Origin of the sequence: Xanthomonas bonasiae (assembly GCF_014836395.1) — a bacterium.
In the GTDB taxonomy this organism is placed as follows: domain Bacteria; phylum Pseudomonadota; class Gammaproteobacteria; order Xanthomonadales; family Xanthomonadaceae; genus Xanthomonas_A; species Xanthomonas_A bonasiae.
This window is the reverse complement of the sequence record NZ_JACSQX010000002.1, coordinates 320,533-339,164: the sequence shown is the minus strand read 5'-3', so window position 1 is coordinate 339,164 and position 18,632 is coordinate 320,533. Positions and strand designations below refer to the sequence as shown.

Genomic DNA, 18,632 nt, shown 5'->3' with positions numbered 1-18,632 from the left:
CCCTTCTGCAAGGCGCACACCATGACCGACACCCCCGTGAAGGCCAAGACCGGCATGCCTTTGCATTGGAAAATGGCGATCGGCTTCGCTGTCGGGCTGGTGTTCGGTCTGGCCGTGCACATGAGCGTGGGCGGCGATGCGGCCTGGGTGCAGGCGCTGACCACCTACCTGACCACGCCGTTGTCCAAGCTGTTCCTCAGCCTGATCTTCATGCTGATCGTGCCGTTGCTGTTCTCGGCGCTGGTGATGGGCATTTCCGAGATGGGCGACATCCGCGCGCTGGGCCGGATCGGCTGGAAGACGCTCGGCTATACGGTGGTGCTGTCGGGCATTGCGGTGCTGCTCGGGCTGGTGCTGGTCAACGTGCTCAAGCCGGGCATCGGCGTGGACCACGCACTGGCGCAGCAACTGCTGCAGCAGAACGCGGAGCGCGCCGCGCAGATCGTCGACCAGAGCAAGCAACAGCCGCGCGGCATGGACATGCTGCTGGCGATCGTGCCCGACAACGTGGTCGCCGCCGCCTCCAGCAACGGCGCGATCCTGTCGCTGATGTTCTTCGCGGTGATGTTCGGCGTGGGCATGGTGCTCAGCGACGATGCCAAGGTGGCGACGCTGCGGCGCGGCATCGAGGGCATCTTCGAGATCTCGATGACCCTGATCGGGCTGGTGATCCGCCTGGCGCCGTACGCGGTGGCCTGCTTCATGTTCAACCTGGCGGCGCTGTTCGGCTTCGAACTGCTGATCCGGCTCGGCGCCTACGTCGGCGTGGTGGTGCTGGCGCTGGGCCTGCACATGGTGGTGACCTACGGGCTGGCGGTGAAGTTGGCCGGGCGCTCGCCGCTGGCGTTCTTCCGCGCCACCCGCGAGGCCACGGTGATGGCGTTCTCCACCGCTTCCAGCAACGCCACCTTGCCCACCGCCCTGCGCGTGGCCGACGAGATGGGCCTGCCGAGCAAGGTGTCGCGCTTCGTGCTGACCGTCGGCGCCACCGCCAACCAGAACGGCACCGCGCTGTTCGAGGGCGTCACCGTGATCTTCCTGGCCCAGTTCTTCGGCGTGGAGCTGAGCATCGCGCAGCAGTTCATGGTGATGCTGGTGTGCATCCTCGGCGGCATCGGCACCGCCGGCGTGCCGTCCGGCTCGCTGCCGGTGGTGGCGCTGATCTGCGCGATGGTCGGGGTGGACCCGGTCGGCATCGGCATGATCCTGGGCGTCAACCATTTCCTGGACATGTGCCGCACGGCGCTGAACGTGACCGGCGACCTGGCGCTGACCACCCTGGTGGCGAAGGGCGAGGGGGACGCCGCCGCGCCACGGGCGGCCGCGGTCGGCTGATCGGCCGGTCGCGGCGGCGTTCCAGGCCACCGCCGCCGCGGGTCCAGGTCCGGTGACTGTCCTGCGCCCCGGGCTGTGGGACAATGGTGGACCCGACGCCCCCGCGCCCGCTCCCGGTCCAATAGAACCCACATGACGACGCCTACCCGCCGCCAGCTCGCCAATGCGATCCGCTTCCTCGCCGCCGATGCGGTCGAGGCCGCCAAGTCCGGCCATCCCGGCATGCCGATGGGCATGGCCGACATCGCCGAAGTGCTGTGGAACGACTTCCTCAGCCACAACCCGAACAATCCGAAGTGGTTCAACCGCGACCGCTTCGTGCTCTCCAACGGCCACGGCTCGATGCTGCAGTACGCGCTGCTGCACCTGTCCGGCTACGACCTGCCGCTGGACGAGCTCAAGCGCTTCCGCCAGCTGCACAGCAAGACCGCCGGCCACCCCGAGCGCAGCGAGACCCCCGGAGTGGAGACCACCACCGGTCCGCTCGGCCAGGGCTTCGCCAACGCGGTCGGTTTCGCGCTGGCCGAGAAGCTGCTGGCGCAGCGCTACAACCGCCCCGAGCACCAGATCGTCGACCACCGCACCTGGGTGTTCATGGGCGACGGCTGCATGATGGAAGGCATCTCCCACGAAGCCGCCTCGCTGGCCGGCACCTGGGGCCTGGGCAAGCTGGTCGCGTTCTGGGACAACAACCATATCTCCATCGACGGCAACACCGCCGGCTGGTTCAGCGACGACACCCCGGCGCGGTTCGAGGCCTATGGCTGGCACGTGCTGCGCGATGTCGACGGGCAGGATGCCGACGCGATCAAGGCCGCGATCGAGGCCGCCATCGGCGAGAGCGACAAGCCGACCCTGATCTGCTGCCGCACCACCATCGGCTTCGGTGCGCCGAGCAAGGCCGGCAAGGAATCCTCGCACGGCGCGCCGCTGGGCAAGGACGAGCTGGAAGGCGCGCGCAAGGCGCTGCAGTGGCCGTACGGCCCGTTCGAGATCCCGCAGGAGATCTACGACGGCTGGCGCGCCGGTGGCGCCGGCACGCTGCGCCAGGCCGAGTGGGAGCAGGCGTTCGACAAGTACGCCAAGCAGTTCCCGGCCGAGGCCGCGGAGCTGACCCGCCGCTCGCATGGCGAGCTGCCGGAGGACTTCATCGCCCAGGCCGATGCCTACATCGCCAAGCAGGCGAGCGAGGCGCAGACCATCGCCTCGCGCAAGGCCTCGCAGATGGCGATCGAAGCCTTCGCGCCGCTGCTGCCGGAACTGGTCGGCGGCTCGGCCGACCTGGCGCATTCCAACCTGACCCTGTGGAAGGCCAGCAAGTCGGTCGCCACCGACGACCCGAACGCCAACTACGTGTACTACGGCGTGCGCGAGTTCGGCATGACCGCGATCGCCAATGGGCTTGCGCTGCATGGCGGCTTCATCCCGTTCGACGCCACCTTCCTGGTGTTCAGCGACTACGCGCGCAACGGCGTGCGCATGAGCGCGTTGAACCCGGCGCATGCGATCCACGTGTACACCCACGATTCGATCGGTCTGGGCGAGGACGGCCCGACCCATCAGCCGGTGGAACACCTGGCTTCGTTGCGCTACATCCCCAACAACGACGTGTGGCGCCCGTGCGACACGGTCGAATCGGCGGTGAGCTGGAAGGCCGCGATCACCCGCCAGGACGGCCCGAGCTGCCTGGTGTTCAGTCGCCAGAACCTGCCGTTCCAGGTGCGCAGCGACGCGCAGATCAAGCAGATCGAACGCGGCGGCTACGTGCTGGCCGATGCCGAGGGCGGCGCGCCGGACGTGATCCTGATCGGCACCGGTTCGGAAGTGGGCCTGGCCGTGGACGCGAAGAAGGTGCTGGATGCCGCGGGCCTGAAGACCCGCGTGGTGTCGATGCCGTCGACCGACGTGTTCGACCGCCAGGATGCGGCCTATCGCGAATCGGTGCTGCCGAACGCGGTGCGCAAGCGGGTGGCGGTGGAGGCCGGCGTCACCGGTTTCTGGCGCAAGTACGTGGGCCTGGACGGTGCGGTGGTCGGCATCGACACCTTCGGCGCCTCGGCACCGGCCGACGAGCTGTACAAGTACTTCGAGATCACCGCCGAGCACGTGGTCGCGGCGGCGAAGGCGTTGTAACGCAGCGTCTTCCGCGGCAACGAGAAAGGCCGGCGCAAGCCGGCCTTTTTCTTGCGTGCACTGTTGCGCAATTCAGGCGCGTCTCCTGTAGGAGCGGCTTCAGCCGCGACGGGCTTTACGGATGCAGCCTGTCGCGGCTGGAGCCGCTCCTACAGGGGCGTTATCGGCCTGAATTGGACTGTGCGCCACGCATTGCGGTCAGCGCGTGGGCCGTGTTTCAGCCGCGCTTGCGCGGCTTGCCGCGCGTCGGCTTCTTGCCGACATCCGCGCCGGGTTTCTGCTGCGTCGCGAGCACGTCATCGTCGTGCATCTGCTGCAGCCACGACAACGCGTCGACGTAGGCGAGGAAATGCTGCAGATAGCCCGGCGACAGGGTGCGCATCAGCGCCAGCGCGCGATGCACCAGCACGCCGGAGTTCAACGGGCCGGCATCGGCAGGGGCCTGCTGCAGCGATTGCCGCAGCTGGCTGCGGCTGCGCAGCTCGGTCCACAGTCTGCGCGCATCATCGAGTGCGGGCAGTTGCTGTGCAGGCTGCGGCGGCATGGCGTTTGCCGTGTCGTTCGCGTCATGCGCGGCGCCGCCGGCGAACCGCTGCAGCAGTTCGCCGAGCGGGCTGCGCGCGGTCGCAGTCGCAGTCGCAGTCGCAGTCGCGGTCGCGGGAGGCGCGGTATCGGTATCGGCGATGGCCGCGCCGTCGTCGGTATCGGTTTCGGCATCGGCAGTTGTCGCAGCCGGCATCCTGGCCAGGTCCGCGGCATAGGCGTCGAGCAGCGCGGACAGCTTCTGCTCCAGCAGGCGCCGCGCTTGGCCATGATGCGCATCGACGCGCCGCGCCAGCGCTTCGATGAAGCGGAAGCGCAGCGGATCCAGGCGCTCGGCCTGCCGCTGCCGCCATGCGCCGAGCAATTCGCTCGCGGGTGTCGCGTTATCGCGCATGCGGTTTCGCGGCAGACGTGGACAGCTTCGGCAGCGGCGCCATTTCCACGCGCCGGTTGCTGGCGCGTCCGGCTTCGTCGGTGTTCGGGCTGACCGGTTGCTGCGCGCCGAACGCGGCGGCGAACACCGCATCGGCCGGCACGCCTTCGTCGATCAGCGCACGGGTCACGGTCAGCGCGCGCTGCGCCGACAGTTCCCAGTTGTCGGCGAACTGGCGATTGCTGTCGCGCACCTGGCGGTCGTCGGTGAAACCGCTGACCATCAGGATCTCGTCGCGCGCCTTCAGGTAACCGGCCAGCGGCGCGGCCAGGCTCTTCAGCACTTCGCGTCCTTCGGGCTGCAGTTGATCGGAATTGAGTGCGAACAGCACGCTGCCGCGGATGCCGATGCGGCCATCGACCAGGGTCACCCGGCCTGCCGCCAGCGGCGCGGCCAGCGCCTGTTCCAGGGTCTTGCGTTGCCGCGCCTCGGCCTGCCGCTGCCGGACTTCCTCGTCCAATTTGTGCGACAGCTGCAGCTGCACGCCGATCACGCCGATCAGGATCAGCACGAACGCGCCCAGCAACACCGACATCAGGTCGCCGAACACGGCCCAGATCGGCGCGCCGGCGTCGGCTTCGATCTCGAGCTCGTCGCTCATGCCGCTTCGGCTCCGTCATGCGCCGGCTTGGCCGACAGCTGGCGCAGTTCCTCGATGATCTGCTTCTGCGACAGCATGCTCAGGTCGATGACTTCGCGCGCCTGGGCCACGTAGTAGGCCAGTTGCTCGTCGCTGCGCGCGAGCGACTTGTCCAGCGCCTGTTCGATGCCCTGCAGGCGCTCCAGCAGCGCCGCGTTCGAGTGGCCGAACGCCTCCACCGCGCCGCCGAACGCATCGCCCAGGCTCGCCACTTCGGTGGCGCCGACCGCGACCTGCGCGGCGACCGATTCGAGCTTGCCGGTCTCGGCTTCGATGTGGTCGGTGAAGCGGGTGCCGACCCGTTCGAGCAGATCCGCCGAGGTGGTGACCAGGGCGTCCACCGCGGTGCGTTGCTCGGTGGAGGCGTGGTTCACCGCGTCGAGCAAGGTGTGCAGCGTGTCCAGCAGGCGGCTGCGCTCTTCCAGCATCGCGGTGTCGCGGACCATGCTCTCGGAGAGTTTCTGGCGCAGCTCGGCGACGACATCGGCGGCGGCCTTCGGCGCTTCCGACGCGGTCTGCACCAGGCGCGAGATCTCGGCGATGGTCTCGCTGGCATGCGCCTGGGTCTGCGCCGCGATCGTGCCTGCGGTGCGTTCGAGGGTGGCGCAGATGTCCTGCTGGCGCTGCGCGATGCGCTCGCCGTTGCGTTCCCACTCCGCGTTCAAGGCGGCGACCATCGCGGCGAACGTGTCGGTCCACGTGGCCAGCCGCGCCTGGTCGCGTGCCTGCAGTGCGTCCTGCAACTGCGCATGCGATTGCTGCATGGCGTCGACCAGCGCCGCCGCGCGTTGTTCCAGCGCCGCTGCGGCCGCGTCCAGCGCCTGCGCGTTGCGCTCGGCCAGGGCGGCGTTGACGTCTTCCTGGCGCGACAGCGCATCGCTCCAGGCCTGCTTGGCGCCGTCTGCGGTGGCGTCGAGGCGTGCCGAGATCGCGTCCAGCGCCTGTGCGTTGCGCGCCGCCAGCTGTTCGTTGATCGCTTCCTGGCGCGACAGCGCATCGCTCCAGGCCTGCTTGGCGCCATCGGCGGTGGCGTCGAGGCGTACCGAGATCGCATCCAGCGCCTGTGCGTTGCGCGCCGCCAATTGCGCGTTGATCTCTTGCTGGCGCGACAGCGCATCGTTCCAGGCCTGCTTGGCGCCATCCGCCGTGGCGTCCAGACGCGCCGACACGGCATCCAGCACGCCGTTCGAGCGCGTCGCGAAGCTGTCGCCGAAGCCGTCCAGCGCGCTGCGCAGATCCTGGACCAGCGCCTGGTTGGTGTCGCGCGGGCCGGCCAGCGCGGCATCCCACGCCTGTGCGGCGCGCGCGGCGGCGGTCTCGAAGCCGCTGGCCAGGCTGTCCAGCTGGCGCTGCACGGCTTGGCCGACGTGCTCGTGCAGCGTGGCGGTTTCGCGCGCCAGGCCGTCCAGGGTGGCCTGCACCACCGGCTGCAGCGCCGCGCCGAGCGCGCGCGCATTCCCCGCGACGCCGGCCTGCAGCGACTGCTCCACCGCGCCGGCCAGGCGCGTGTAGGCGGCCTCGGTCCTGGCGTGGAAGGCGTCCTGACTGCCTGCGAGGCGTTCGCCGCTGGCGGCGCCCTGTTGCTCGATACCGGTCGCCATCGCCTGCAGCCGGTCGATCAATGCCGGCATCAGTTCCGTCTGCCGCTGCAACAGCTTGAACGCTTCGCTGCGCTGGAACGCCTGCGAATGGACGTGCAGCGTGGTCGCGGTGGCCAGGTCGAGCCCTTGCACCGCCTGCAGCCGCTCGCGCCGGCACAGCGCGGCGAGCAGGCCGAGCATCGCCGAACTGGCCACGCCGGCGATGGAGGTGCCGAACGCGAAGCCCAGGCCCTTGACCGGTGCGGCCAGCGAGTCGCGGATGGCCTGCAGGTCGGTCGCGCTTTCCAGCGCCAGGCCGGTACCGCGCAGGGTCGCCATCATGCCCAGGAAGGTGCCGAGCATGCCCAGCAGGACCAGCAGGCCAACCAGGTACGGGGTCAGTCCCGGTGCCGGCAAGGCGACGCGCTCGCCCTCGATGCGCAGGCGCACCGCATTGCGCAGGCTCGGATCCAGGCGTTGCAGCCAGCCGCCCAGGTCGGACTGCGCCGCGTCCGCGTCGGCCACGGCGTGGACCAGCGTGGCCGTGGCCTGCCGGTAGCGGTACAGCTCCAGCGCGCCGGCCACGTAGCACGCGCCGATCAGCAGCGCGAAGCCGACGCCCAGCGGATTGGTGCCGAGATAGCCCACGCCGATCCAGCACACGGCGGCGAGGCCGGCCAGGAACACGACGGAATTGAAGAAGTTCTTGAACATGAGGTCTCGGTCAGCGGGGGCGCAGCGCTGCGAGCAGCGCGTCGATGGGGTGGAAGCGGACATCCAGCTCGGCGCGCAGCACGCTGCGCATGTCCTGGCGGAACACGTCCAGCCAGGCGTTGGCGGTCGGTGCCTGAGCGGTGTCCGCCGTGTGCGTGTCGGCCGCCGCGGTGGGCTCGGTCTCGCGCAGGCGTTCGAAATGCTGTTGCAGCAGCGCCGGCACGGCAGCCAGCAGGGTCTGTTCGCGCGGACTCAGGGTCAGCTCCATGACCGCATCCACCTCCGCCAGCCGCGCCATGTCGGCCGACGTCCGCGCCAGCGTGTCGCGCAGCTGGCCGCGCAGGCGGCCGGTCGCGGTCAGCATCGTCCGCTGCAGCGACAGGTAGCGCTGGCGGAACGGCGCGTAGTCGAGCGGCGCGTTCGCGTCTGCGGCATGGCCAGGCCGGGGGCCTTGCTTGCCGGCGTCCGCGGCGGTGTCGCTGGAAATCGCCTCCTCCAGCGCGCGGCGCACGCGTGCGCACTCGTGCGCGTCGACGCCCTCGAATGGCGCGTCGGCGTCGATCGCGGGCAGCCTGCCGTCCAGCGCCCTGGACACGGCCACGGCGCGCGTCCAGTCGATCCATTGGCCGAGCCGGTCGGCCAGCGCGGGGCTGGACGGCGCGATGTCGGCGTCGGTGAGACGTGCGAGGAGGCGAATGAACGCCGGGCCCGGGACAGGCGGCCGTGGAAGAGCTTTCGCCATTGCTTCTGGGTAAAACCGGGAATTTTACACGCGAATGACATGGCGGGCCGGCCGGCAACCCCGGCGGCGGCCCGAAAGCCGCCCCGTCGGTCCGGTGCGGTTCAAGCTGCCGTTGCCGGGTTGCCGCCAGCCCTGGCACGCCTTGGCCTGGCGGGGCGGGGCTGAGGCCCGCGGGTCAAGGCATCGAGCCGTCGGCAGGTCCAGGCACGATGCGGAGGCGCCTGCGATCGCGCAGCCTCCCGAGACGCAGCGTCGGGCCGCGCCTGCGCCTACAGGCGCTGCTCGCCGCGCAGCAGCGGATACGGATTGAGCGATTCGCCCTTCCACCACTGCTTTTCCGGGCCCAGCCGGTGGATCTCGAAATGCAGGTGCGGCGCGCCGGGATCGGCATTGCCGGTGCTGCCGACATAGCCGAGCACCTGGCCGCGGCGGAGCGTCTGTTTTTCCGCCAGTCCATCCGCGTAGCGCTGCAGGTGCGCGTAGTAGTAGGCGTAGCGGCCGCTGGGTTCGAACTGGTACACGGTGAGGCCGCCGCGCTCGCTGTCGAACAGCTTTTCCACGCTGCCGTCGGCCACCGCCAGCACCGGCGTGCCGGCCGGCGCCAGGATGTCGATCGCGTCGTGGCGCCGGCCCTGGCTGCGCGCGTCGGTGAAGGTGTCCTGCAACTGGTCGCGACGCACGCCTTGTACGGGGATCAGCAGGTCGTCGGAAGCGTTCGCCGGCGCGGCCGCGGCAGGCGGCGCCGTCGGCGGGGTGTCCATCGCTATTGGCAAAGGCGCCGGCGCGGTCGCCTCACGCTGTGCCGGTGCCGCTGCTGGCGCTGTGGCAGGGGACATCGCGGGCGTGGCCGCTGCGTCGCCGGCCGCGGCTGCGCTGGGGCGCACCTGTACGCCGGCGCGCAGCACCCAGTAGCCGAGCGCTACCGCCATTACCAGCGCCGCCAGGCTGAGCAGGGTCTTCATCCGCTCACTCCTGCATGGTCACCGGCACCGACGCGTTCACCGCGGCGGCCACGGTCAGCGCGTCCCAGTTGGTCAGGCGCACGCAGCCATGCGATTGCGCCTTGCCGACCCGCGCCGGATCCGGCGTGCCGTGCAGGCCGTAGTGGTCCTTGGACAGGTCAATCCACACCTCGCCGACCGGATTGTTCGGGCCTGCGGCCAGCGTGGCCTTCTTGTCCGACTTGTCGGCGTCCCAGAACAGCTTGGGGTTGTAGTGGAAGGTCGGCTGCCGCACCACGCCCTTGATCTTCCAGTCGCCGATCGGCAGCGGATCGTGCTCGCTGCCGGTGGAGGCGGGGAACTGGGCCAGGATCGCGCCGCCGGCGTCGAGCAGGCGCACGGTGGAATCGGACTTGTCGACCACCAGCTTGGCCGCCTTCGGCAGCGCCGCGGTGCCGAGCACGTTCGGCACCTGCACGCTGGCGCCAGCCTGGCTGAAGTCGATCGACGGGTTGAGCGCGCGCAACAGCGCAGGCGCGGCGTGGAAGCGTTCGCCCAGGCGCTCTTCCACCGATTCGTAGCCCAGCGCCGGCAGCTTGGCTTTCTCCGCGGTGTCCGTTGGGATCTTCGGGAATGGACCTGCGACGTCCTCGGCGGTGAGCGTGTAGGCGACCAGCGCCGGCGCGGCATCCTGCGCCAGCGCCTGCCAGGTGGCGTCGTCGAGCTCGCCGTTCGCGGTCAGTCCGCGCGCCTGCTGGAAGCCGGAGACGGCGCGGCGCTGGTTGGAGCCCGGCTGGCCGTCGATCTCGCCCGGGGAGAAGTGCGCGCGATCCAGCAGCACTTGTGCGCGCAGCGGCGAACGCTCGCCGCTGTCCGGGGCTGCGGTGGAGGCCGCGGCCTTGGCTGGCGGCTGCGCCGATGCAGTGCCGACGGCGCTCGCGAACAGCACGGCGAGGCAGGCGAGTGGAAGCGATAGGCGGGACATCGGCGACTCCGGCATGAATTGCAGCCACCATGCCTAAGCGCCGCGACTAGCCAGCGTGAAATGTCTGGCTGCCGGCTGACCGCAGCGCGACCGGCACTGCCGGGACGCGCATCCGTCTCGCCTTCAAGAACCGAGCCCCGACGCCTCCGGCGCGCTTCGCCGGAGGCAGGCCGCGCTCAGTAGGTGTAGCCCACCGTCAGCATGTACACTCGGCCCGTCTCGACATAGGCGCCGTCGGCACCCGGATCGTAGGCCATGTAGCGCCTGGACTTGCCCTGGGTCTCGTAGAAGGTGGCCGCATTGAGCAGGTTCTTGGCCGACACGCCGACGTCGATGCCGTGCGGCAGGTGGTAGGTGGCATTCAAGTCCAGCGACTTCACCGGCTGCAGGTAGTAGTTGAGCCGGTCGCTGGTCAGGCCGAGTAGTTGCAGGCCGGTGTAGTTGTAGCTCAGGTCCGCACGCAGCTTCGTGTCGTCGTAGAACAGGTCCAGGTTGTAGATGCGTTCCGGCGCGCGCGGCAACCAGGTCGTTTCCGGTTGATCCGGGCGCTTGCTGTCCGCTTCGCTGTGCTGCAGCGTGAGGTTGGCGGTGGCGCCGAAATTGCCCCAGATGCCGGGCAGGTCCTGCAGGCGTTTGCTGGCCGCCAGTTCCACGCCGTAGAGCTTGGCGGTGCCGCCGTTCTGCGGCATGGTCACCGGCACGCCGTTCTCGAACGTGGTGCCGGTAGGCACCAGGCCGCCGAGCGTGTTGTCGTTGCTGGTGGCCGACTGCGAGGTGTAGACGAAGCCGGTGATGCGCTTGTAGTAGGTCGCCGCGCTGAGCACGCCGCCGTGATGGTCGTAGAACTCCGCGGACAGGTCGGCGTTGTCGGCCTTGCTCGGATTGAGGTCGGGATTGGGCTTGGAAATGCCGATGACCGTGTTGTTGGGGTCGATGGTGTAGACCGTTTCGCCAGAAATCAGGCCGAAGGCCGGGCGGCTGAAGCTGCGCCGCAGCGAGGCGCGATAGACGGTGAGATCGTCGGGGCGATAGTTGAGGCTGATCCCCGGCAGCACTTCGCCATAGGTGCGTCCGTTGCCGACGAACCGGCCATTGATGCCGTCGCCGCTGGATTGCCAGGAATCGGCCGAGTAGCGGGTCAGCTCGTAGCGCACGCCAGGCAGCACGGTCACCTCGCCGACGTGCAGCGTGGCCATCGCGTAGCCGGAATAGATCGCCTCGGTGCTGGAGGTGGTGTTGGCGTTGTAGTCGTTGGCGGTATAGACGCCGGCGCCCTTGGGATCGTCGATGTACTTGTAGGGCACGGCCTGCGCCAGCATCCAGTTGCGGTCCAGGATCTTGAACGGGCCGGCATAGTGGCCATCGAAGGCGCCGTAGGTCACCCGCCCCGGGATCGCGCTCAGCGGCGGGCCGCCGGCGGTGGGGAAGGCGTAGTTGGGGCCGCCGAAGTAAGGGCCGTTGGAGACGAAGTTGCCGTCCTTGTGGAAGAACGGATGGTCGTAGGCGCCGCGGTCGGCATGGTCGGCCGACAGCCCGACCTTGACGCTGTCCAGCACGCTGTCGTCCACGCGGTAGGTGATGTCGGTGTGCGCATTGACGCGGTTGTCGTGGCTGCCTGCGTCATGGCCCTGCACCTTCCACAGCAAGGCAGAATCCAGGTTGTAGAAATAGTTCTTCAGCGCGTCGGAGCTGGGACCGATGCTCGGATAGGTCGGGTCGCTGAGGTCGAAGGCGAAGCTGCCGGGGGTGAAACCGTACAGGCTGGCCGAGACGTAGTCCGGCCGGCTGCGGGTGCCGCGGCCGAACGAGCTGCCGTAGTCGAACTGCAGGCGGTCCAGCGTGGTCTTGCCGCCCACTTGCAGCGTCGCCAGCTTCTCGCCGATGTCGTGCGTGTTGAAGTAGCCGCCGCGCACGGCCGTGGGCTGGTTCAGATAGGTTTCCAGGCGCGCGCTGGACTGGTCCTGCTGCCCGGTGACACGGTAGCTGCCGTAGAGGGCGCGGGCGTACAGCGCGCTGTGCTCGCCCTGCCAGTCGAGCGCGAGGTTGCCGCCGTAGCGTTCGATCTGGCTGGTGTAGACGCTGTACTTGTAGCGGGTGCTGACCAGGGGGCCCACATCGTGCAGATCGGTGGCATTGGCCTGCGCCGGATCGGCCGGAACGTATTTGCTGTTGGGCGCGGGCGCCTGCGCCATGTTGTTGTTCTTGCCGTAATAGGCGGACGCGTAGAGGCCGAAGGCCTGGTTGTCGCCGAACTTCCAGGCCAGTTCCTGCTGCAGCGTGCCGCCCTTGTCCTTGCCGCCGAGGTCCGAGGCGAGCGCGTTGAACTGGCCCTGCGTGGTGGTCTTGCCGTAGAAATCGCCGTTGAAGTCGAACGCGCTGGGCGTGCGCATGTCGATCGCACCACCGATCGCATCGCCGGGCATGTCGGGGGTCGGCGCCTTGGACACCTGCACCGACTGGATGCCGAACGGCGCCAGCATGTTCAACGAGATCGCGCGGGTCGAGGAGTCGGTTTCGGGCATGCCGAAGCCGTTGAGGGTGTAGGCGTTGTAGCTGGCGTCCATGCCGCGGATGCTGACGTAGGCGTTCTCGCCGGTGGTGGCCTGGCCCAGGTGCATGTCGCTGTAGGCCGACAATCCCGGCATGTGCGCGAGCACGTCGGCGATGCCGGCCGAGGGAATGGCGTCGATCTGCTCCTTGTCCATCACGCTGTTGACGCTGTTGGACAGGCGTTGTTCGTTGATCGAACCGGGCGCGGGCGCCTGGTCGGCCTGCACGTTGACCGAATCCAGCGTGGTGGGGGTGCGTGGGCTCGCGTCCTCCGCGAATGCGGGTGCGCAGAACGTCAGGGCGATGCTGATGGCGTAGGTCAGGCGGCTGATGGAACGGGTGGACTGCATGTAGAGAACTCGCGGTTGGTGAGCTTGGGTACCCTGGCCCCGGCGATGCGGGCGCAGGCGATTGCATCGCCCATGCGTTCCATTGCGACAGGTGTGTGGAGGTGGTGCGGTACGAAACGGTGCGAGCGCTGCCGATTCAATGCGTCAGATCGACGCCGTCGCAGCGCGCGTTCGGGAATTGCGGATTGCAGCGGGCGGCCGCGTCGCCATCGAAGCGCACCACGTAGCCGGAAGCGGCCGCTTCGTGAGTGGGGAAATCGGTGCTGAGCAGCTGTGCGCCGCTGGCGAGCATGCCGTCGCGGCGCGTGGTGTCGTTGCGCGCCGGTTCTTTCAGGTCCGCATCGGTGCGCGTGCGCACCAGATATCCGGCTTTCACCAGGCGCGCGATCTCTTCCGCGCTGCCGTCGTTGCGTTCGGTGAAGGCGGCGTCGGCTTCGCCCGCAACGGCATTGGTGAAGCACACCCGGCCGCGCAGCGAAGGGTGGCCAGGCAGATAGCTGCTGCCGGCCGAACGTTGGTCGAGCAGGAACACGACCTTGCCGCGCGTCTCGGCCAAGGCTGGCCAGCCACGGGCGAGGATGGCGGCATTGAGCGTGGGCGCATCGCCACGCACCTGGTCCGGGCTCAGATACTCGCCGGGCGCGAACACCGAGCGCAGCTCCGCATCCAGCGCATCCATCGCGGCGCCATCGAACGGTTCGGGCTGCACGGTGGGAAAGCCGAGCTGCAGCGGCGATTGCTTGGTTTCGAGCAGGATGAAGATCGGAAGATGCCCCGGGTGTCGCCTGGACCAGGCGCGTACGTCCTGCAGGCAGGCGACCAGTGGCTGGCAGGTGCTGCGCTGGTCCAGGTCCTGCACATGCATGACCTTGATTCCAGGCTTCTCCATCACGCCAGCGGGAGCGATGGCCGGGGCTGGCGGCAGTCCGGCCTTGGCGATCTGTTCCACGATCGCCGGGTGCGCATAGCGGCCACCCTTGGCATCGGCATAGAGATCCAGTTCGATCTGCCTGACGCCATCGTCGAGCTGTTGCGCCAATGGCGGATGGCGGTAGTCCAGCATCGCGAACGATGCCGGGTCCATCCGTTTCCAGAACGTGGCTTCGCTGGGCGCGAAACCGGCGTGGTAGCTGTTGTGGCTGCCGATGTACTGCAGTTCGTTGAGCTTGGGTGCGGCGTGCAGCGCGAGCGGGACGATCGTCAACAGGCCGAGCAGGACGCCTTCGATACGTTTGCGAGATTGGGAACTCGCGGCTGGCGGTGCGGTGAAACAGACCGATTTCAGCGCCTGCAGTACGGATGAAAAGGGGCGCATGCGGCAAAGCCGGAAAACAAGACCCCGCTATCATCGGCCGCCAGCTTGACGCGCATCTTTCCATCTTGTTGCCACACGGCGTCATGCATTGCGACAGTTCGCCATGCGTAAGGCCGCTGCCGCAGTTGCGATGGCGCCGCTCGATCGGCGCGCGTGCCATCCGTGGCAAGCGATCGCCGCAAGATCCGCCTCGCGCGTGCTGTGTGCTGCGCGACAACGCGAGCGCGTTGCAGCGCCTGCACGCCTCGCTCAGTAGGTGTAGCCCAGCGTCAGCATGTACACCCGCCCGGTCTCGACGTAGGCGCCGTCTGCGCCGGGATCGTAGGCCAGGTAGCGCTTGGACTTGCCCTGGGTTTCGTAGAACGTGGCTTCGTCGAGCAGGTTCTTGACCGACACGCCGACGTCGATGCCGTGCGGCAGGTGGTAGGTGGCGTTCAAGTCCAGCGACTTCACCGGCTGCAGGTAGTAGTTGAGCCGGTCGCTGGTCAGGCCGAGCAGCTGCAGGCCGGTGTAGTTGTAGCTCAGGTCGGCGCGCAGTTGCGCGTCGTCGTAGAACAGGCCCAGGTTGTAGATGCGCTCCGGTGCGCGCGGCAACCAGGTGTTCTCCGGCTGGTCGGCGCGCTTGCTGTCGGCCGAGCTGTGCTGCAGGGTCAGGTTGGCAGTGGCGCCGAAATTGCCCCAGATGCCAGGCAGATCCTGCAGGCGCTTGCTCAACGCCAGTTCCACGCCGTAGAGCTTGGCGGTGCCGCCGTTCTGCGGCATGGTCACCGGCACGCCGTTTTCCAACGTGGTGCCGGTAGGGACCAGGCCGCCGAGGGTGTTGTCGTTGCTGGTGGACGATTGCGAGGTGTAGACGAAGCCGGTGATGCGCTTGTAGTAGGTCGAGGCGCTGAGCACGCCGCCGTGCGCGTCGTAGAACTCCGCGGACAGATCGGCGTTGTCGGCCTTGCTCGGGTTCAGATCCGGATTGGGTTTGGAAATGCCCAGCAGCTTGCCGCTGGTGTCATCGATCGAGTACACCGTCTCGCCGGAAATCAGGCCAAAGGCCGGACGGCTGAAACTGCGCCGCAGCGAGGCGCGATAGACGGTGAGATCGTCCGGGCGATAGTTGAGGCTGATCCCCGGCAGCACTTCGCCATAGGTGCGGCCGGTGCCGACGAAGCGGCCGGTGGCATCGTCGCCGTTGGATTGCCAGGAATCGGCCGAGTAGCGGGTCAGTTCGTAGCGCACGCCAGGCAGCACGGTCACCTCGCCAAGGTGCAGCGTGGCCATCGCATAGCCGGAATAGATCGCTTCGGTACTGGAGGTGGTGTTGGCGTTGTAGTCGTTGGCGGTGTAGACGCCTGCGCCGTTGGGATCGTCGACGTACTTGTAGGGCACGGCCTGCGCCAGCACCCAGTTGCGGTCCACGATCTTGAGCGGACCGGCGAACCTGCCGTCGAAGCCGCCGTTGACGATCTTGCCGGGCAACGCGGACAGGGTGGGGCCGCCGGCCGCATAGAACGGATAGTCGGGGCCGCCGAAGTAGGGGCCGCCGTAGACGAAGTTGTTGTCGTTGTGGAAGAACGCGTGATCGTAGGCGCTGCGCTCGGAATGGTCGGCGGACAGCCCGACTTTGACGCTCTCCAGCACGCTGTCGTCCACGCGGTAGGCGATGTCGACATGCGCGTTGGCGCGGTTGTCGTGGCTGCCGGCGTCGTGGCCCTGCACTTTCCAGAAGTGTGGCGTGTCCAGGTCGTAGAAATAGCGTTTCAGCGCGTCGGAGCTGGGCGCCAGGTTCGGATAGGTGGGGTCGCTGAGGTCGAACGCGTAGTTGCCGGCGGTCAGCGCATACATGCTCGCTTCGACGTAGTCCGGACGGTTGCGGGTGCCGCGGCCGAACGAGGTGCCGTAGTCGAACTGCAGCTTGTCGAGCGTGGTCTTGCCGCCGAGTTGCAGCGTCGCCAGCTTTTCCTCGATGTCGCGCGTGTTGAAGTATTCGCCGCGTACCGCGATCGGCGCGCCGCCGCTGCTCGCCGATGCGGCGCCGGCCTGATCCTGTTGTCCAGTGACGTTGTAGGCGCCATAGATCGCGCGGGCGTACAGTGTGCTGTGCTCGCCCTGCCAATCGAGCGCGAGGTTGCCGCCGTAGCGTTCGATCTGGTTGGTATAGAGGCTGTACTTGTACTGCGTGTTGACCAGCGGGCCGACAGCGCGCAGGTCGGTGGCATCGGCCTGCGCCGGATCGACCGGGGTGTAGGGGGTGTTGGGCGAGGTGGCCTGCGCCAGGGTGTTCGACTTGCCGTAGTAGCCGGAGAGGTAGAGGCCGAACGCCTGGTGGTCGCCAAATTTCCAGGCCAGTTCCTGCTGCAGCGTGCCGCCCTTGTCCTTCGTGCCCAGGTCCGAGGCCAGTGCGCTCAGCTTGCCCTGCGCGGTGGTCTTGGCATAGAAATCGCGGTCGAAGTCGAATGCGCTGGGCGTGCGCATGTCGATCGCGCCGCCGATCGCATCGCCGGGCATGTCGGGGGTCGGCGCCTTGGACACCTGCACCGACTGGATGCCGAACGGTGCCAGCATGTTCAACGAGATCGCGCGCGTCGACGAATCGGTTTCGGGCATGCCGAAGCCGTTGAGGGTGTAGGCGTTGTAGCTGGCGTCCATACCGCGGATGCTGACGTAGGCGTTCTCGCCGGTGGCGGCCTGGCCCAGGTGCATGTCGCTGTAGGCCGACAGTCCCGGCATGTGCGCGAGCACGTCGGCGATGCCGGCCGAGGGAATGGCGTCGATCTGCTCCTTGTCCATCACGCTGTTGACGCTGTTGGACAGGCGCTGTTCGTTGATCGACCCCGGCGCCGGGGTCTGGTCCGCTTCCACATTGACCGACGCCAGGGTCTTGGGATTCTGGTCCGGGGTGTCCGCAAATGCCGGCGCGGACAGCGCCAGTACGATGGAGCAGGCCAAGCGGCTGATCGTGTGGGTGCGCTGCATGTCGGTGGCTCGGGTGGGGGTCTGGGTGGATCGGTCGGACCCGATCGCGCGCACGCGTCCAGCGGCGATCGCCATCGCGATCACGCGTGCGTTGCGCAACGGCCGCCGTGGTTAGTGCGTCAGGTCGTAGCCGGCGCAGTGCGCCGCCGGGAATTGGGGGTTGCAGCGCGCCGCCGCGTCGCCGGCGAAGCGCAGCACATAGCCGGAGGCGGCCGGCTCGTGGTCCGGATAATCGGTACTGAGCAATTGCGCGCCGCTGGCCAGCATGCTGTCGCGGCGTGTGGTGTCGCCGCGCGCCGGCTCCTTCAGGTCCGCATCGGTGCGCGTACGCACCAGATATCCCGCCTTCACCAGGCGCGCGATCTCTTCCGCGCTGCCGTCGTTGCGCTCGGCGAAGGCCGCATCGGCTTCGCCCGGAATGGCGTTGGTGAAGCACACGCGGCCGCGCAGCGAAGGATGGCCGGGCAGGTAATGCCGGCCCACCGAATGCTGGTCGAGCAGGAACACGATCTTGCCGCGCGCTTCGGACAGGGACGGCCAGCCGTGCGCAAGAATCGCGGCGTTGAGCGTGGGCGCCGTGCCGCGCACCTGGTCCGGACTCAGATACTCGTCGGGCCGGAAGACCGAGCGGATTTCCGCATCCAGCGCATCCATCGCGGCGGCGTCGAAGGGTTCGGGCTGCACGGTCGGGAACGCCAACTGCAACGACGACTCCTCGGTTTCCAGCAGCACGAACACCGGCAGATGGCCCGGATGCTGTGTGGACCACGCGCGTACTTCCAGCAGGCAGGCGACCAGCGGCTGGCAGGTGCTGCGCTGGTCCAGGTCCTGCACGTGCATGACCTTGAATCCCGGCGTTTCCATCACCCCGGGCGCGGCGATGGCCGGCGCCGGCGGCAGGCCGGCCTTGGCGATCTGCCCGACGATCGCCGGGTGCGCATAGCGGCCACCCTTGGCATCCGCATAGATGTCCAGTTCGATCTGCCTGACGCCGTCGTCGAATTGCTGCGTCAGCGGCGGATGGCGGTAATCCAGCGTCGCGAACACGGCCGGATCGGTGCGTTTCCAGAGTTCGGCTTCGCTGGGCGCGAAGCCGGCGTGGTAGCTGTTGTGGCTGCCGATGTATTGCAGCTCGTTGAGCCGCGGTGCGGCGTGCAACGCGAGCGGCGCGAGCGCCAACAGACCAAGCAGTGCACGTTTGATACGTTCGATACATTTGGCCCGGGCGCCACGCGCCGCAAAGCGACAGGCCCTATCCGGTGTCGGATCGGCGGATGAACGGAGGTGCATGCGGCAAGACCGAAGAACAAGATGTGATGATCATCCCGATGCAGCTTGACGCAATGCTTTCCGTCTTGTTGCCGCGCCGCGTCACACGTTGCCATGTTCACCCTCTGCATGGCC

Annotated in this window: 12 protein-coding genes; 2 read left to right on the top strand and 10 right to left on the bottom strand. The window is 68.2% G+C overall.

Features of this window, described 5'->3' with window-relative positions:
- Positions 1-21 precede the first annotated feature (21 nt).
- Complete coding sequence (locus H9658_RS04235) at positions 22-1,335, top strand: dicarboxylate/amino acid:cation symporter (RefSeq protein ID WP_191824470.1); 1,314 nt, start codon at positions 22-24, stop codon at positions 1,333-1,335.
- Positions 1,336-1,467: 132 nt separating this feature from the next.
- Positions 1,468-3,468, top strand: coding sequence for a transketolase (gene tkt / locus H9658_RS04230; protein ID WP_191824469.1), 2,001 nt, complete (start codon positions 1,468-1,470; stop codon positions 3,466-3,468).
- Positions 3,469-3,685: 217 nt separating this feature from the next.
- Here tkt and H9658_RS04225 read toward each other — a convergent pair whose 3' ends face one another.
- The 10 genes from H9658_RS04225 to H9658_RS04180 form a co-directional block, all read right to left on the bottom strand.
- On the bottom strand, positions 3,686-4,405 hold the full coding sequence (locus H9658_RS04225; protein ID WP_191824468.1) for a DUF2894 domain-containing protein: 720 nt from the start codon (positions 4,403-4,405) through the stop codon (positions 3,686-3,688).
- Entirely contained in the window at positions 4,395-5,045 is a 651-nt protein-coding gene (locus tag H9658_RS04220) for an OmpA family protein (RefSeq protein WP_191824467.1), read from the bottom strand. The genes H9658_RS04225 and H9658_RS04220 overlap by 11 nt, the downstream gene beginning before the upstream one ends.
- A complete protein-coding gene (locus H9658_RS04215) occupies positions 5,042-7,378 on the bottom strand; it encodes a DUF802 domain-containing protein (protein WP_191824466.1) in 2,337 nt (778 codons plus the stop codon). The genes H9658_RS04220 and H9658_RS04215 overlap by 4 nt, the downstream gene beginning before the upstream one ends.
- Before the next feature lie 10 nt (positions 7,379-7,388).
- The gene (locus H9658_RS04210; protein WP_191824465.1) at positions 7,389-8,120 is read right to left on the bottom strand and encodes a DUF3348 domain-containing protein; all 732 of its coding nucleotides are present in this window, start codon (positions 8,118-8,120) and stop codon (positions 7,389-7,391) included.
- Between the two features lie 269 nt (positions 8,121-8,389).
- Positions 8,390-9,082 (bottom strand): M23 family metallopeptidase, encoded by a 693-nt coding sequence (locus H9658_RS04205; protein WP_191824464.1) that lies wholly within the window; start codon positions 9,080-9,082, stop codon positions 8,390-8,392.
- A 4-nt stretch (positions 9,083-9,086) separates the two neighbouring features.
- The gene (locus H9658_RS04200) at positions 9,087-10,046 is read right to left on the bottom strand and encodes a L,D-transpeptidase family protein (RefSeq protein WP_191824463.1); all 960 of its coding nucleotides are present in this window, start codon (positions 10,044-10,046) and stop codon (positions 9,087-9,089) included.
- 176 nt (positions 10,047-10,222) lie between these two features.
- A complete protein-coding gene (locus tag H9658_RS04195) occupies positions 10,223-12,946 on the bottom strand; it encodes a TonB-dependent receptor (RefSeq protein ID WP_191824462.1) in 2,724 nt (907 codons plus the stop codon).
- 136 nt (positions 12,947-13,082) lie between these two features.
- A complete protein-coding gene (locus H9658_RS04190) occupies positions 13,083-14,261 on the bottom strand; it encodes a phosphatidylinositol-specific phospholipase C1-like protein (RefSeq protein WP_191824461.1) in 1,179 nt (392 codons plus the stop codon).
- Positions 14,262-14,510: 249 nt separating this feature from the next.
- Positions 14,511-17,228, bottom strand: a complete 2,718-nt coding sequence (locus H9658_RS04185) for a TonB-dependent receptor (RefSeq protein ID WP_191824460.1) — start codon at positions 17,226-17,228, stop codon at positions 14,511-14,513.
- A 111-nt stretch (positions 17,229-17,339) separates the two neighbouring features.
- A complete protein-coding gene (locus H9658_RS04180) occupies positions 17,340-18,410 on the bottom strand; it encodes a phosphatidylinositol-specific phospholipase C1-like protein (protein WP_406848101.1) in 1,071 nt (356 codons plus the stop codon).
- Positions 18,411-18,632: the final 222 nt, after the last annotated feature.

Bases quoted from the DNA above. Each gene is read 5' to 3' on its own strand.
- H9658_RS04235 (WP_191824470.1), top strand. From the start codon at position 22: ATGACCGACACCCCCGTGAAGGCCAAGACCGGCATGCCTTTGCATTGG.
- tkt (WP_191824469.1), top strand. From the start codon at position 1,468: ATGACGACGCCTACCCGCCGCCAGCTCGCCAATGCGATCCGCTTCCTC.
- H9658_RS04225 (WP_191824468.1), bottom strand. From the start codon at position 4,405: ATGCGCGATAACGCGACACCCGCGAGCGAATTGCTCGGCGCATGGCGG.
- H9658_RS04220 (WP_191824467.1), bottom strand. From the start codon at position 5,045: ATGAGCGACGAGCTCGAGATCGAAGCCGACGCCGGCGCGCCGATCTGG.
- H9658_RS04215 (WP_191824466.1), bottom strand. From the start codon at position 7,378: ATGTTCAAGAACTTCTTCAATTCCGTCGTGTTCCTGGCCGGCCTCGCC.
- H9658_RS04210 (WP_191824465.1), bottom strand. From the start codon at position 8,120: ATGGCGAAAGCTCTTCCACGGCCGCCTGTCCCGGGCCCGGCGTTCATT.
- H9658_RS04205 (WP_191824464.1), bottom strand. From the start codon at position 9,082: ATGAAGACCCTGCTCAGCCTGGCGGCGCTGGTAATGGCGGTAGCGCTC.
- H9658_RS04200 (WP_191824463.1), bottom strand. From the start codon at position 10,046: ATGTCCCGCCTATCGCTTCCACTCGCCTGCCTCGCCGTGCTGTTCGCG.
- H9658_RS04195 (WP_191824462.1), bottom strand. From the start codon at position 12,946: ATGCAGTCCACCCGTTCCATCAGCCGCCTGACCTACGCCATCAGCATC.
- H9658_RS04190 (WP_191824461.1), bottom strand. From the start codon at position 14,261: ATGCGCCCCTTTTCATCCGTACTGCAGGCGCTGAAATCGGTCTGTTTC.
- H9658_RS04185 (WP_191824460.1), bottom strand. From the start codon at position 17,228: ATGCAGCGCACCCACACGATCAGCCGCTTGGCCTGCTCCATCGTACTG.